We start from the raw sequence: 14,025 nt of genomic DNA, 5'->3' as shown, positions 1-14,025 counted from the left end.
ACAGCATAGCGCTGAAGCCTATAAAGGGTCAATATTGTCTGTTTAGGATGCAAAAGTACTATCTTTTGTGCGTTGCCCAGCGCATCATGAGTTGATACCATCAAATACAATCAGACGAAAAACATCGTCTTTCAGTGGCAACAAAAATCGAATAACAAACATGTCAAATCAATATAATTCTGAAGCAATTGAAGTTCTCAATGGACTTGAGCCGGTAAAGCGTCGACCGGGGATGTATACCGATACAACCCGACCTAATCACTTATCTCAAGAAGTCATCGACAATAGTGTGGATGAGGCACTAGCGGGCTTTGCATCAAATATTAAAGTCACTTTGTTTGAGGACCAATCTTTAGAGGTGGTTGACGACGGACGAGGCATGCCAGTTGATATTCATCCGGAAGAAGGGATGTCAGGCGTTGAACTGATCATGACTAAATTGCATGCGGGAGGTAAGTTTTCGAATAAAAACTACCAATTTTCCGGTGGTTTGCATGGGGTTGGTATATCGGTAGTTAATGCCTTATCAACACGCGTCGAAGTCGGCATTAGACGAGACAGCAACGTTTATCGTATGGCATTTGAAAATGGCGATAAAGTTGAAGAATTGGCCATTGTTGATAGCTGTGGCAAACGCAATACCGGCACCAGTGTGCACTTCTGGCCTGACCCGGTGTATTTCGATTCTGCAAAGTTTTCAGTCACCAAGCTATTGCATGTTCTGCGTGCTAAAGCAGTACTTTGCCCCGGCCTTCGTATCAAGTTTGACAACAAAATTGCCAAAGAAACACACGAATGGTACTACGAAGACGGCTTACGTGATTATTTGTACCAGTCGGTTAAAGATTTTATCACACTGCCTGATGATGCGCCCTTCGTAGGCAAGTTGGCAGGTAACCATGAAGCCGCTGATTGGGCGGTAATGTGGTTGCCAGAAGGCGGTGAGATGGTCACTGAAAGTTACGTCAACCTGATCCCAACGGCTCAAGGTGGTACCCACGTCAACGGTTTACGTCAAGGACTGTTGGAATCCATGCGTGAATTTTGTGAGTTCAGAAATTTGCTGCCCCGTGGTGTTAAATTATCGCCAGAAGATATCTGGGACCGCTGTTCTTATATTTTGTCGACCAAAATGCAAGACCCGCAATTTGCTGGACAAACCAAAGAAAAGCTTTCTTCTCGCCAGGCTGCCGCCTTTGTTTCAGGTGTTGTTAAAGATGCATTTAGCTTATGGCTGAATCAGCACACCGACGTGGCAGAATCACTTGCTGAAATGTGTATTAACAATGCTCAGCGAAGATTACGTCAAAGTAAAAAAGTCGCTCGCAAGAAAGTTACCCAAGGACCAGCGTTACCAGGCAAACTAACAGATTGCACCAATCAAGATATTGAACGCTCTGAACTGTTTCTTGTTGAGGGGGACTCAGCTGGAGGCTCGGCGAAGCAAGCCCGAGATCGCGTTTTTCAAGCAATCATGCCACTGCGAGGAAAAATTCTTAACAGTTGGGAAGTCGAATCGTCCCAGGTGTTGGCTTCGCAGGAAATTCATGACATTTCGGTTGCGTTGGGCATTGATCCAGATTCAGATGATTTGAGTGGGTTACGATACGGTAAAATCTGTATCCTGGCAGATGCCGACTCTGATGGTTTGCACATTGCAACCTTACTTTGCGCCTTGTTTGTCAGGCACTTTAGAACCCTTGTCAATCGCGGGCATGTCTACGTTGCTATGCCACCTCTATTCAGAATAGACGTGGGCAAAGAGGTTTATTACGCCTTGGACGAGGGTGAAAAACAAGGCATTTTGGACCGCATTGAAGCTGAGAAAAAACGCGGCAAGGTGAATGTTCAGCGCTTCAAAGGACTGGGTGAAATGAACCCAATGCAACTGCGAGAAACCACCATGGATCCCAATACCCGTCGATTGGTTCAATTGACCGAAGGTGATGCTGAACAAATGATGGAACTGATGGACATGTTGTTGTCGAAAAAACGCGCTCCAGATCGCAAAGTTTGGCTGGAGTCGAAAGGAAATATGGCCGAAGTCTAATGTCGGCCGGCTCCCTTAATCTTTCTCATCTTAAGAGCAATGATATCGCGGTGCTGGGTGTGCCCTTTGATGAATATTCATCTTTTCTAAAGGGGCCGGCGAAAGCACCAGCAAAAATACGTGAATTATTGGTCTCAGGTTCAGCCAATAAAAGCACTGAGCTGGGAGTCGATTTGACTAATCATCCTGACATTCAAGATGTGGGTGATTTGCTTGGTGAAGACCATAACCAAACCTTTGATAAGGTGCGCAAGGCAATAAGTGACATTGCAAGTGTAGGGGCCAAACCTTTGGTGTTTGGCGGAGACCATTCAATAACCTTTCCCATCTTACAAGGCTTAGCGCAACACCACCAACACATCCACATACTGCATTTTGATGCTCACCCAGACTTGTACAATGAGTTCAAAGGAAATCCATTGTCTCATGCCTGTCCATTTGCACGGATTATGGAAAACGGCCTGGCGAACAGTTTAACTCAGGTTGGGATCCGCACGCTCAATGCGCATCAATTAGAGCAAGTAAAAAAGTTCTCGGTTACTGTACATGAAATGCGCCACTGGCAAGGGCCAGAACAGCTTGATATTAAAGGACCTTTGTATGTCAGCATTGATATTGATGCCCTGGATCCAGCCTATGCACCTGGAGTGTCTCACCTTGAACCTGGCGGGATGACAGTTCGACAAATACTCGATGTACTGCACCATATAAATATTCCAATTATTGGCGCAGACATAGTTGAATATAATCCTACCAGAGACATTAACAATATGACGGCAATGGTCGCCATTAAACTGTATAAAGAGTTGTGTGGTAAGATGTTAAAAGGATGAGCATTTTGGATCGCGTCACAAGGAGAAGGTGTGTCTAATCGTCAAGTCAAAGCATTACTCAAAGACATCAAACGGAGTGTTGATCTCGCAGATAGCAAGCCGGATTTGTTAGATACCGTGCAAAAAGCAATAGATTTTGGCCAGCCTGTTGCGTTCAATTACACGCGACATATTGTTATTGCTGTATTGTGCATCTGTATTTCGGCGCTACTTATTGCGGGAATCTTTTGGCGTTTTCTTCCCGCTACTACCGGCATTTATGATTACGTTAATGAAAGCTTAGTTGCAAGCGCAATATTAATGCTGATGGGAGTAGGGGTTTTAGGCTACGTTGTGTTTCAAAATAAAAAAATAGGCGACTTGTCGGCGCGTATTTTTAAGATGGACGCAATGCTGGACAATCATTTTGTTGTAGCACCTAGTCCCGGCACAAAAAGTTTGCAAACACGCTTTTCAGATTTTGATCGTGGTAATTATAGCCGAGAAATTCGAAGTTATTATCATAGTCACTACGACGGTGAAGAGCATGATTTTGATTTTAACTACTATCACTTTCACTACGTCAATAAACGCACAGTAACCTACACCACCACTGATTCCAAAGGTCGAACTCAGGTCAGCACCAAGACCGTCTACGATCATTTCGATCGATACGGCATCATCTTGCCTTTTACTTATGTGCGAGGTATTCAAATATTTGAGTCATCGGCGGGGCAGCATTACCAACATCAATACAGCGCTGAGTCCCTAGTATTTCGAAAACGATTCAACGTCTATTGCCGTGACCAATTTAGCGCAGCAAAATTTCTAAAACCTGCAGTGATTGTTGCGATAGAAGATATTGCAGGACTGTTTAAGCAACTGAATATCGAAATCAACGTTGATGGGCAAATGTGCATTGCCTTTGACAACGCAGATTTATTGGGTGCAGAACAATCCTACGATCTAGAGCATCCACAAGCATTTTTAAAAGAGCTTAAAGGCGAAACACAAATGGTGCGTTTAAATAGTATGTTATCGTTTGTTCATCAACTCATGCGCCATTCAGATAGTAATTTTTAGGAGGGAAGATGGATACTTCAATCATTGTACTTTTGGTTATTTTAGCGTTGGTCGCGTTAGCGGTCATCATGATTTACAACGGCATTATTACTCGCAAGAATGCAGTGCAAAGGGCCTGGGCTGGCGTTGTGACTCAGGAACGACAGAAAAACAAAATCCTTCCTGAATTAGAGAGAATAGTTAGCGAACATAAAGAGTTTGAAACTCAGGTACTCAGTGACATTACGAAACTTCGTAGTGGATTAACCCAATTGAGTGACGGTGACATTAACCCACAAGGTTTGGGAGATATCGAAAAATTAATGAAATCCGTATCTTCTGGAATTCAAGTTACTATGGAAGCCTATCCGGATCTAAAAACAGTTACTCCTATGACTAACTTGATGAAAGAGATTGCAGAACAGCAAGAAAATATAGGGGCAGCGTTGCGGATTTTTAACCAAAATGTTGAGGCATTTAACAGCGGCATTGAAGTATTTCCAAACAACTTGGTCAATAGCATGTTGAACAAAGAACAATTGATAGCCGTCTTTTCTGACGATGAGGCATCGGCAGGTTTCGACTATAAACCGAATTTTTAATTGAGTTTCTTTTCTGTTGTATACAGCACGTAGAAGCGAACTATCCTGATGAGATTAAGCGAAGTTTAGTGACTAATTTTGAATGGTTTAATAGCTGATGAAAAAAGCGCTCAAGATTTTCATTGGTGTTTTTGTCTGTCTTGCTTTGTTTATGACATTGATCGGGGCTATTATTTTAGAATCTCAGCCCAATGTCATCGTGTCGGCGCATCAGCAGGTTGACGATGCTGACACCGTAAACCAATTATTAACTCAACTAAAACAAGTTACGCGGCGACGTTTTGTCGAGCAAAATGTCACCTTTACCAAGCCTCAGGTCAATAGCCTTTTGGGGTTTATGCAACGTGCCATTCCAGAGTTTTCTGGCCATTTTGATTCTGATTTGAAACGTGCTTCAATCCAGTTTAGTTATCATGTACCGTTAATTAAACGCTATATCAACTTAAATGCAGAATTGGTCAGTGCGGAGGGGATATCCCTTGAAAATGTCTCGCTTGGAAATATTCCTGTTTCAGGAAATCTGGCGCTATGGCTAATGTCAGCCGTCGTTAATCAACATACCAATAGTCATATCGGAGATGAAGCCCTCTCTTTGGTGAAAGTCGTCAGGACCGAGCCTGAAGGAATAACTATTGTCCTTTATCCAATTCATAACTTTTTAATGAGACTGAATGAAATACAAAATGGCTTGGCCGGTGCAGATGATGAAGAGTTGAGGCTGCGTGTAACCCATTATTTGGCATACCTAAGTGAGCTTAAAATACCCCAACACAGGCCAGGTTTATCTCTTGCTGATTTTCTTAAACCGCTGTTCGAACACGCTCAGAATCGCAACGTTTTATCCACACCAGTTCAAGAAAATGAGGCTGCGCTACTAGCTTTGGCGGTGTACACAGGACATCACAGAATGGCAAACTTCATTGGTGATGTTCAGCCTTATGAAGGGCGAGTTAGTGCACCTAGATATCGACCTATGCTAGCGGGCCGCTCAGATTTGACTCAACATTTTGTTATCTCAGCGGCGATTAAAATATTGTCGGAACAAGGCATAAGTACTGCGATCGGTGAGTTTAAAGAGTTAATGGACAGGGCACCTGGTGGCAGTGGGTTTAGTTTCGCCGATCTGGCCGCTGATCTGGCTGGAATTGAATTGGCACTGGTTGCCATTGATCCTCGGTATGCTGAGCAGGTTCAAATGATGTTGGCCAAAACTAACGATGAAAGTGTGTTCTTTCCTTCGATTGATGACTTGCCTGAAGGGCTCAGCAAAGATGAGTTTGCGCAACAGTTTGACACGGTTGAAAGTGATGCCTATTTGAAAAAGTTGAGTGAGATATATCAACGGTTAAATCGGTTACCTATTGTTAAACTAAAACAATAGTTTTACCAAAGACTACAAAAGGTCTTGGATAGATCGGTAAACTTCTGTTGCTTGTTCAGTCGAGAGATTGTTGCGAGCCGCCGAACCAACGCTGCTAGATACACGAATAAACTCTGTACCAGAGATGGCTGCTTGGGTTTCTTCAGACGGTTGGTCTCCGGTCTGGTTTAAGGCTTCACTTCGTTGTTGCTGAGTTTGCTCATTTTGTTGCAGGATGCGCGCTTGAGCAGAAATCTCTACCTCAGGTCGGTTTGCGGTACCAATTCCAAACGCGTTTAGCGGGCGAGGCGGGCTGTCAGTGGCAGAAGAACCACCGATATTGATGTTGTTAATGTTGTTGAGAACACCAATTTCCATCTTTCACCTATGTTAATAAAAACGCCGCCTTTCTTCTTTAATTATGGTGTGTTTTGCTCAAAAAACAACCTGCGGTGTGATCTGGCAATGTTTAGAGTGTCACCTTAAATTGACTTAATGTAGTAAGCAACATTTCCATTTTCTTGACAATTTCAGGCAACTTCGCCTGCATTTTTTCTTCATCAGTATTTTCCAGGTCCGCGACTTGTTGGGCAAGTTCTTTGACATAAGGCATGAAGCGTTTGCTTTGCACACTGAAGCCAGCGTCTTGGGTAAAAATATGATTGAACTTTCCTTTTCCAGATTGTTGCAGTTTCGCTAGTGAATCATCAGCATCTATTGCTTTGCGATAAATCACTTGCATGTTCTGGGTAAGTTTTTCAAATAATGTGCTGAATTTTGGCTCTTGATCAGTGGGCATGGAAAAAAGTTCTCAATAATGGATAAAAAAGAATAAAGAAAGTTAAAGTTGTGCCGATATCTTCCGTAGACGGGTAATTCTGCCTGTTTTTTAATATTGCGACAAGCAATGAGGTTATTGGTATGGAAATTCAAGGTGTCAATGCATCTGGAACTACCGGTGCGTCGTTAGAAGTTAAAGCCTTGCAACTTGCGAAATCAAATCAAGAGATTGAAGGCGCTGCGACGCTTCAGTTGTTGGAATCAGCAGCTGACGTACCAAAAGTTTCGTCTAATCCGGCGATTGGGTCAAATATAGACACATTTGCCTAACTTACGGATGAAGATGTAAATCAAGTGGCGTTTTGCCAGGCTGTCCACCTATTTCCCTAACGAGTTTGGGAACTAGAAAGCCTGGCAAGCGTTTTATCAACTCCGACATCAAATTTCTGGCTTGCTGATCTCCCACATCATAATGTGCTGCACCTTTGACTTTGTCCAACATGTGCAGGTAATAGGGTAAAACGTCGGCTTCAAACAGCTTTTCACTTAACTCAACCAATGTATCTGCGTTGTCATTGATGCCTTTGAGCAGAACAGACTGATTAAGCAAGGTTACTCCCGCCTGTTTCAATTCAGCGAGTCTAAGGGCAAGTTGCTGATCAATTTCATTGCCATGATTAATGTGCAAAACCATGACAACTTTGAGTCGTGAGGCGCGTATCCAATCTAACATCTGGTGGTCAATTCGGTTTGGGATCACCACCGGGAGGCGGGTGTGGATACGCAAGCGCTTGATATGGCCAATTTGATCTATTTTCTGAGTCAACCAAGCTAAAAAATCATCTTTTGCCATAAGTGGGTCGCCGCCTGAATAGATAATTTCATTGAGCTGGGTGTCTTGCTCAATGTAAGACAGCGCTTCCTGCCATTGTCTTTTGTTAAGGGAATTATCTGCATAGGGAAAATGCCGCCTGAAACAATATCGGCAATTCACTGCGCACCCTCCGCGTACCATCAGTAACGCTCGTGATTGATATTTGTGCAGAATTCCCTGCCGAGAGTTTTGTTGCTCCTCTAAAGGATCGCTAATAAAACCGGGCGTTTCCAAAAATTCATCTGACAACGGAAATACTTGTCTGAATAAAGGATCAACTGGGTCGTGTTTAGCCATTTTTTGCGCAAATGGACGGGGCACGCGCATGGGAAACAATCGACGTGCCGCAATATCTTGTTGATAAGAATCACTAGGAATTTGCAAGAAAGACAGCAACTTCTCAGGGTCCGTAAACGATAGAGCAAGCTCTTTTTGCCAGTTGCTCTCTACAGCGATAAGATTTTTAGGTATGATCTGCGCCAATGGTGTACTCAATCGATTAATTAGAGGAATTATGGCTAATTTCAGCACAAACGAATTCAAAGCGGGCTTAAAGATAATGCTTGATGGCGAGCCTTGCAATGTTCTTGAGAACGAATATGTAAAACCCGGCAAAGGGCAGGCGTTCAATCGGGTAAAAATCCGTAAACTGATTTCTGGAAAAGTGTTGGAAAAAACCTTTAAATCTGGTGATTCAGTAGAAGGCGCTGACGTGATGGATACTGATTTGTCCTACTTATACACTGATGGTGAGTTCTGGCACTTTATGAACAATGAGACGTTTGAACAAATCGCCGCCGATGAAAAAGCCGTAGGTGAAAATGTCAAATGGTTGGTAGAGAACGACAACTGTACAATTACCTTGTGGAACGGCAGCCCCATCGCAGTAACACCTCCTAATTTCGTGGAGTTGGAAATTACTGAAACGGATCCAGGGCTCAAAGGTGATACCGCAGGAACAGGTGGAAAACCCGCTACATTAGCAACCGGAGCGGTTGTGCGTGTACCATTATTTGTGCAAACCGGTGAAGTGATTAAAGTTGATACGCGCAATGGTGAATACGTATCACGAGCGCAGAAGTAGCGCGAATTATTGAGCCCGCCCATCGGGCTCATTTTACGTTTAACTATGGATCATTCTTCGTTTTGGCGACCCGTTGCAACAATTGAGTCATTGAGAAAACGTGCAGCTTTGTTGGCTGTCGTGAGAAAATTTTTTGCAGACAGAGGGGTGTTGGAAATTGAAACACCCGTTTTGAGCCATGCCTCTGTTACAGACGTGCACTTACGTGCATTCAGTAGTCAATTTAATTACCCAGGTTCAAACGAACACAAAACACTGTATTTGCAAACCTCGCCAGAATTTGCCATGAAACGTCTACTTTGCGCGGGCAGCGGTTCCATCTATCAGATATGTAAAGCGTTTCGCAATGAAGAATCGGGTCGCTTTCATAATCCGGAATTCACGCTCCTTGAGTGGTACAGGGTTGGTTACAACCATTTTCAGCTTATTGAAGAAATAGATGCTTTGTTGCAGGTCACCCTCAATTCCGAACCCCTCGATATCATCACCTATCAGCAAGCCTTTATCAAATTTTGTCAATTAGACCCTTTGACTTGTTCAATATCTGAATTGCAAACGCGATCATCTGAATTAGGTTTTGCTAACATAGCTGAGAATGAGCAAGATCCAGACATCCTTCTGCAGCTTTTGTGCAGCGAAGTAGTCGAAAAACAAATTGGCCAGCGTCGACCGGTTGCTCTGGTAGGCTTTCCCGCTTCTCAGGCTGCATTGGCGAGAATCGATGACACCGACCCGCGAGTTTCCTGTCGATTTGAGATTTATTTCAAAGGTATTGAACTTGCAAATGGTTATCACGAATTGACTGAACCTGAAGAGCAAATTCAGCGCTTTAACCAAGACAACATTCAACGAAAATCATTGGGATTACCTTGTATGACTATTGATGAATATTTTGTTAATGCTTTACAGCACGGTATGCCTGAATGTGCTGGCGTAGCATTAGGATTTGACCGGCTATGCATGTTGGCGTTAGGTGCTGAACATATCAATCAAATTACCGCGTTCCCAATTCGAAATGCCTAACAAAAATTAACGCTTGTCGTGCACTAATAAAGTAATTGTATGCAAAAGGATTTTTGCTACACTCAAAGAAAGCGTCGTAGTTAGTATACATCTTAATGCATTGTCACAAGGATGATCGCTAGTGTTGATCAAGTGAGAGATTAAATGTCTCGATTGTTTCCCAAGCCAAAGCCTGCTTATGAGGCCGAATATACGGTACATTGTAATACCAACAATTTGAAATACGTTACGTATTTTTCGATGTTGTCTGTTCTCGTATTTGGCTTTCATCTCATTCATCATTTTCGCCTTGGGATAGGGGCGATTAGTGCCGAAATGATGCCCTATACGCTTTTGTATTCGTTTGCGATAATTTATCCACTGTTTAATATCCTCTTTCTACACAAGTTAAAAGATATTCCTGCATTAACACCCGTTGCCCGTTTTATCGAAACGTTATTTCCATTTTTTATGGGTTCCATCGCGGTCATTTTGTCTGCGCTTAGTTCTCTTTATGGACTTGGTGTCACGCCTTTTGCAATCATTATGATGGTAATTTGTTTTACCTTGCAGGGTCAATTCATATTGCTTTCGAGTGTGGTAGGGCTTGGCTTTTGGGTGCTGTCAATAGTATTGCTTATGTACACTGAGCCAAATATTTACTCTCCACTTATCGCTATTAGCTTTACCACTACTTTGGCGTGTATCATCATTGCGAATGTTACTGAGCATATGCGCATTAGGCAGTTTGAAGTTTTGACAGAACTTAACGCCAACAATCGGCAATTGCGGCTGCTGTCTCAGCAAGACCATTTAACCCAACTATTGAACCGACGTGCTGTCGATCAAGCACTGGAGCGCGAACTTGCTCGCAGTGAAAGATTTAATCACCAACTCTCTTTACTCATTATTGATGTTGATGACTTCAAATACTTGAATGACGCCTTTGGGCATGTCTTTGGAGATCGGATACTCGTAGATATCGCCGAGTGTATTAAACTGCATGTGCGAGACGTAGATTACGTGGGCCGAATAGGAGGAGACGAATTTATAGTTATTCTCGTTGAAACCAACCAAGAAAACGCCATTCAAATTGCCGACCGAATGCGTGGTGAAGTATTACAGCTCCAGCAAAAACATCAAAATTCAAAGATTTCTATTAGTATCGGTCATGCATCTAGTGATGGTGAAAGTCACATCGCCCTGATTGAAAAAGCCGATAAAGCGCTTTATTTGGCAAAAAATGCTGGTAAAAACAAGGTTCGTTCTATATATCGCCATTTTGATACCCCAAATGATGCCTCCTGAGCCGCTTCTCATCACCAATGATGTGTTGTGGATCCGCAAATTTTCTTTGAATGACGCTGCTTTTGTTTTAGCCTTGGTTAACGATCCCGATTGGCTAAAGAATATAGGTGACCGCGACGTCCATGATCTTTCGCAGGCTCGCAAGTTCATTGAAAATGGGCCGCTTAGCACCTATCAAGAAAAAGGCTTCGGTTTATACGTGTTTGGTACGCAAAATACGCCTGCCGGAATGGTCGGATTGCTACAAAGAGACTATCTTTGCAAGCCTGATTTGGGCTATGCCATCTTACCCGAATTTCGAAACAAAGGCTTAACTTACCAAGCATGTGCATTGCTACTAGACTTTGAGTCCAGACGAATGGAGATTGATAGTGTCTATGCGATGGTCTCTCCAGACAATCATGCATCAGTAGGTGTATTGAAAAAACTAGGATTTATAGAAAAACAGATGATCGACAATGACGGAACCAAATCAAGACTGTTTGAGGTAAGGTTATAAGTTAATCGTGAATTCTAATGTCGGATGATTGATCCACTACTAATCAGGGATTGGGGTTTCTTGCACTTAAAAGCCCCACATACCAATATTGTCTATTTTTAGTCGCCGTGGTTGAGTGAGTAAAAACAATAGGGTATAAGCCAGATCCTGATTTTGGATTAACCCCGAATCAATGGCTTCTTCTTCTGTTTTTTGTGACTGTATTAATGCCGGGTTGAGGGAGTGCACATGAATTCCATATGGTTTTACTTCCTCTTGTAGCGCTTTACCTAAGCCAACCATCGCGAACTTAGAAGCACAGTACACTCCAGCATTAGCATAACCATTTAGCGCAGCCTGTGACGCAATATTGATAATAAATCCTTCACTATTTTCTATCATCTTTGGCAGCACTGCCTTGCTCATTAAAAAAGCTCCTTTAACATTGGTGTTCATCACGTCGTCCCAATCTTCTTCCGACGTCTCCCAAACAAGCGTGTCTTTACCAAAACCACTGTTATTGACTAATACATGTACGTCGCCAAATTTGTCCGCGACAGCTTCAACAAAGCTTTTAACTTGTTCGGCATATTTGACGTTGCAGGCCTGGCCGAAAATTTTTCCATTGAATTCAGTATCAAACTCATTAACAGTGCTATCGATATCCTTTTGACTGCGACCACATATGGCCACTTGCATACCTTGTTTTAGCAGATTGTAAGTGAGAGTTTTTCCCAACCCTTTTCCACCGCCAGTGACGATGGCAGTTTTGTTGGACAGTCTGTAACGTGAGGATTGTTGCAATGGTTTTTCCTTATACTGCGAATTTAAAGTGGTGGAAGCACAGTAGCTTTGATCAGTAAAATGGGCTCAACAGGTACGTCGGCCCAACCTAGAATAGCATCGTAATGGGTCTCAACTTCTGCCATTTTGTCCAATACTTCTGTTCCTTCGGTAACATAACCAAACACAGCGTATCCCCAGTTTCTACCCGGATCCAGACTTTCATTATCATTCATATTGAAATAAAACTGCCTATTTGCTGAATGTGGGTCGTTTGAGCGCGCCATGGCAATTGAATAAAGGTTATTCTTTAATCCGTTACCGGATTCATTATAAATTTTCGGGAATTTGGGTTTTTCTTTAAAATCTTTGTCATACCCCCCGCCCTGTACAACAAAGCCCGGAACGATTCGATGGAAAACGGTGTCTTCAAAGCTTCTCTTATCTACGTAACGCAGAAAATTATTTGCTGTGATCGGTGCTCTGGTGCGATCAAGCTCGACGGTTATATTTCCCATAGTGGTCTCTAATAACACTCTAGGGTAATAATTGTCTGGCTGGATCTGTGAGCCATCATCTTTATTCTTCGCTTCGACAATCGACGATGTAGTGATGAAAAATAGTAAAAATAAGGCAATTGGTTTTGAGAGTTTGCTGAACATTAAAAGGGCCTTTTACTTGGTAATTAATTCAAACGAATGAAGACAGAATACTGAATTTGCGATCACTTGCCACTACTTTGAACCCACCAAAGAGTCGTTTTAACTTTTGTGGATAGTCAAGATGCCGATTTCCAATGATCCGAAGCTCTCCACCTTTTTTCAATCGAGATTTTGCATCTTCAAACATCTGGTTGGCGATATGATCCGTTATTGTGTTTTGCTGATGAAACGGCGGATTGCATATTACAATGTCGAACGCGTTTTCCGTTGTCTGTTCGAGGCAATTACTGACCAAAAATTCACACTGAGCTAATTTTTTTGGCATGTTGTGCTCAATATTTTGTTTTGCTGAAGCAATGGCCATGTACGACTCGTCTACAAAAGTCACCTGGCAATCCGGATTGTTTTTTAACATATACAGGCCGATTACCCCATTACCACAACCCAAATCTACCACTTTTTTTGATGACGCTGGTGGCAAATGTTGCAACAAAAAACGCGCGCCTATATCCATCTGCTGGCGAGCAAATACATTGGCGTGATTGGCTATTTCAAACAGTCCATCATCAGTTTTCCAGAGAGTCGGGAAAGGCGATACGGGAGAACCGTTATTTAAATTTTTATCGCAAAAAATTAATCTGGATTTTTTTCTCGCCAGTGATGTGCGAGGGTCGCCAATATATTTTTCAAACAGCGCTAGTGTCGATTTTTGAATCGATTTGGCCTTTGCTGCTGCGACGATTTGCGTGCTGTCGTCAATAACCGCTCTTATATTGATTAACTGTTGCTCAAGCAATGCCAAAGTTTTGGGAATTTTAATCACTACCCAATCACATTTGGGTAAGGCTGAGAGACTATCGAGATAGCGAATGTTATTATCATCTAGCTGATTGCCAATAACATTGAGCTGACAGGCACGTTGGGCGACGTAAGAGTCACTGACATGAACGACGGGGTGGTCAGCAAACCAGGTTGTCAGGGCGCCAAAATCATCATTTACTACCAATAAAGAATTGTCTTGAGAAAAGTTAGGATGCGAACTGATATGTTCAATTAGCAATTCGTCTGCGGCATCCCAGGCTTGCCAACTTGGGTGGGCAAACCGCTTAGGGTAGCGATAAAGTGTTAATGACTTACCTAATAAATCGAAACTCGTATTCATCTAAAA

The 14,025-nt window shown here is 42.7% G+C and carries 16 protein-coding genes; 10 read left to right on the top strand and 6 right to left on the bottom strand.

Annotated features, from left to right (window positions below):
- Positions 1-160: 160 nt before the first annotated feature.
- The 5 genes from parE (at position 161) to FM019_RS02665 (ending at position 5,907) form a co-directional block, all read left to right on the top strand.
- Complete coding sequence (parE, locus tag FM019_RS02685; protein WP_143834366.1) at positions 161-2,050, top strand: DNA topoisomerase IV subunit B; 1,890 nt, start codon at positions 161-163, stop codon at positions 2,048-2,050.
- The gene (speB, locus tag FM019_RS02680) at positions 2,050-2,883 is read left to right on the top strand and encodes an agmatinase (RefSeq protein WP_143834365.1); all 834 of its coding nucleotides are present in this window, start codon (positions 2,050-2,052) and stop codon (positions 2,881-2,883) included. The genes parE and speB overlap by 1 nt, the downstream gene beginning before the upstream one ends.
- 30 nt (positions 2,884-2,913) lie before the next feature.
- Positions 2,914-3,945 (top strand): DUF3137 domain-containing protein, encoded by a 1,032-nt coding sequence (locus tag FM019_RS02675; RefSeq protein ID WP_143834364.1) that lies wholly within the window; start codon positions 2,914-2,916, stop codon positions 3,943-3,945.
- Between the two features lie 8 nt (positions 3,946-3,953).
- Positions 3,954-4,526, top strand: a complete 573-nt coding sequence (locus tag FM019_RS02670; protein WP_143834363.1) for a LemA family protein — start codon at positions 3,954-3,956, stop codon at positions 4,524-4,526.
- A 97-nt stretch (positions 4,527-4,623) separates the two neighbouring features.
- On the top strand, positions 4,624-5,907 hold the full coding sequence (locus FM019_RS02665) for a hypothetical protein (protein WP_143834362.1): 1,284 nt from the start codon (positions 4,624-4,626) through the stop codon (positions 5,905-5,907).
- A gap of 12 nt (positions 5,908-5,919) precedes the next feature.
- Here the strand turns inward: FM019_RS02665 and FM019_RS02660 are convergent, their stop codons facing one another.
- Positions 5,920-6,264 (bottom strand): hypothetical protein, encoded by a 345-nt coding sequence (locus tag FM019_RS02660; protein ID WP_143834361.1) that lies wholly within the window; start codon positions 6,262-6,264, stop codon positions 5,920-5,922.
- Positions 6,265-6,355: 91 nt separating this feature from the next.
- The gene (locus tag FM019_RS02655; protein ID WP_143834360.1) at positions 6,356-6,685 is read right to left on the bottom strand and encodes a hypothetical protein; all 330 of its coding nucleotides are present in this window, start codon (positions 6,683-6,685) and stop codon (positions 6,356-6,358) included.
- Between the two features lie 122 nt (positions 6,686-6,807).
- Here FM019_RS02655 and FM019_RS02650 point away from each other — a divergent pair, with 122 nt between their 5' ends.
- Complete coding sequence (locus tag FM019_RS02650) at positions 6,808-6,996, top strand: hypothetical protein (RefSeq protein ID WP_143834359.1); 189 nt, start codon at positions 6,808-6,810, stop codon at positions 6,994-6,996.
- 1 nt (position 6,997) lies between these two features.
- Here FM019_RS02650 and epmB read toward each other — a convergent pair whose 3' ends face one another.
- On the bottom strand, positions 6,998-8,023 hold the full coding sequence (gene epmB / locus FM019_RS02645; RefSeq protein ID WP_143834358.1) for an EF-P beta-lysylation protein EpmB: 1,026 nt from the start codon (positions 8,021-8,023) through the stop codon (positions 6,998-7,000).
- A 31-nt stretch (positions 8,024-8,054) separates the two neighbouring features.
- Here epmB and efp point away from each other — a divergent pair, with 31 nt between their 5' ends.
- From efp to FM019_RS02625, 4 genes are all read left to right on the top strand, one after another.
- A complete protein-coding gene (gene efp, locus FM019_RS02640; protein WP_143834357.1) occupies positions 8,055-8,624 on the top strand; it encodes an elongation factor P in 570 nt (189 codons plus the stop codon).
- Between the two features lie 45 nt (positions 8,625-8,669).
- The gene (gene epmA / locus FM019_RS02635) at positions 8,670-9,647 is read left to right on the top strand and encodes an elongation factor P--(R)-beta-lysine ligase (protein WP_143834921.1); all 978 of its coding nucleotides are present in this window, start codon (positions 8,670-8,672) and stop codon (positions 9,645-9,647) included.
- A 144-nt stretch (positions 9,648-9,791) separates the two neighbouring features.
- Positions 9,792-10,934, top strand: a complete 1,143-nt coding sequence (locus tag FM019_RS02630) for a GGDEF domain-containing protein (protein WP_143834356.1) — start codon at positions 9,792-9,794, stop codon at positions 10,932-10,934.
- Positions 10,921-11,433, top strand: coding sequence for a GNAT family N-acetyltransferase (locus FM019_RS02625; RefSeq protein WP_185969163.1), 513 nt, complete (start codon positions 10,921-10,923; stop codon positions 11,431-11,433). The genes FM019_RS02630 and FM019_RS02625 overlap by 14 nt, the downstream gene beginning before the upstream one ends.
- 66 nt (positions 11,434-11,499) lie before the next feature.
- On the opposite strand, the gene FM019_RS02620 is transcribed toward FM019_RS02625, so the two are convergent.
- From FM019_RS02620 to FM019_RS02610, 3 genes are read right to left on the bottom strand one after another with little or no spacing between them, the layout of a single operon-like run.
- On the bottom strand, positions 11,500-12,216 hold the full coding sequence (locus tag FM019_RS02620) for an SDR family oxidoreductase (RefSeq protein ID WP_185969162.1): 717 nt from the start codon (positions 12,214-12,216) through the stop codon (positions 11,500-11,502).
- Between the two features lie 23 nt (positions 12,217-12,239).
- Complete coding sequence (locus FM019_RS02615; RefSeq protein WP_143834354.1) at positions 12,240-12,857, bottom strand: peptidylprolyl isomerase; 618 nt, start codon at positions 12,855-12,857, stop codon at positions 12,240-12,242.
- Positions 12,858-12,885: 28 nt separating this feature from the next.
- Positions 12,886-14,019 (bottom strand): methyltransferase, encoded by a 1,134-nt coding sequence (locus FM019_RS02610; protein ID WP_143834353.1) that lies wholly within the window; start codon positions 14,017-14,019, stop codon positions 12,886-12,888.
- Positions 14,020-14,025 lie beyond the last annotated feature (6 nt).

The organism is Aliiglaciecola sp. M165, from assembly GCF_007197995.1.
GTDB lineage: Bacteria > Pseudomonadota > Gammaproteobacteria > Enterobacterales > Alteromonadaceae > Aliiglaciecola.
Note: the sequence above shows the minus strand (reverse complement) of the source record. Positions and strands in the feature narration are given on the sequence as shown.

Excerpts from the sequence above, each read along its gene's own strand:
- parE (WP_143834366.1), top strand. The coding sequence starts at position 161 with ATGTCAAATCAATATAATTCTGAAGCAATTGAAGTTCTCAATGGACTT.
- speB (WP_143834365.1), top strand. The coding sequence starts at position 2,050 with ATGTCGGCCGGCTCCCTTAATCTTTCTCATCTTAAGAGCAATGATATC.
- FM019_RS02670 (WP_143834363.1), top strand. The coding sequence starts at position 3,954 with ATGGATACTTCAATCATTGTACTTTTGGTTATTTTAGCGTTGGTCGCG.
- FM019_RS02665 (WP_143834362.1), top strand. The coding sequence starts at position 4,624 with ATGAAAAAAGCGCTCAAGATTTTCATTGGTGTTTTTGTCTGTCTTGCT.
- FM019_RS02660 (WP_143834361.1), bottom strand. The coding sequence starts at position 6,264 with ATGGAAATTGGTGTTCTCAACAACATTAACAACATCAATATCGGTGGT.
- FM019_RS02655 (WP_143834360.1), bottom strand. The coding sequence starts at position 6,685 with ATGCCCACTGATCAAGAGCCAAAATTCAGCACATTATTTGAAAAACTT.
- FM019_RS02650 (WP_143834359.1), top strand. The coding sequence starts at position 6,808 with ATGGAAATTCAAGGTGTCAATGCATCTGGAACTACCGGTGCGTCGTTA.
- efp (WP_143834357.1), top strand. The coding sequence starts at position 8,055 with ATGGCTAATTTCAGCACAAACGAATTCAAAGCGGGCTTAAAGATAATG.
- epmA (WP_143834921.1), top strand. The coding sequence starts at position 8,670 with ATGGATCATTCTTCGTTTTGGCGACCCGTTGCAACAATTGAGTCATTG.
- FM019_RS02630 (WP_143834356.1), top strand. The coding sequence starts at position 9,792 with ATGTCTCGATTGTTTCCCAAGCCAAAGCCTGCTTATGAGGCCGAATAT.
- FM019_RS02625 (WP_185969163.1), top strand. The coding sequence starts at position 10,921 with ATGATGCCTCCTGAGCCGCTTCTCATCACCAATGATGTGTTGTGGATC.
- FM019_RS02615 (WP_143834354.1), bottom strand. The coding sequence starts at position 12,857 with ATGTTCAGCAAACTCTCAAAACCAATTGCCTTATTTTTACTATTTTTC.
- FM019_RS02610 (WP_143834353.1), bottom strand. The coding sequence starts at position 14,019 with ATGAATACGAGTTTCGATTTATTAGGTAAGTCATTAACACTTTATCGC.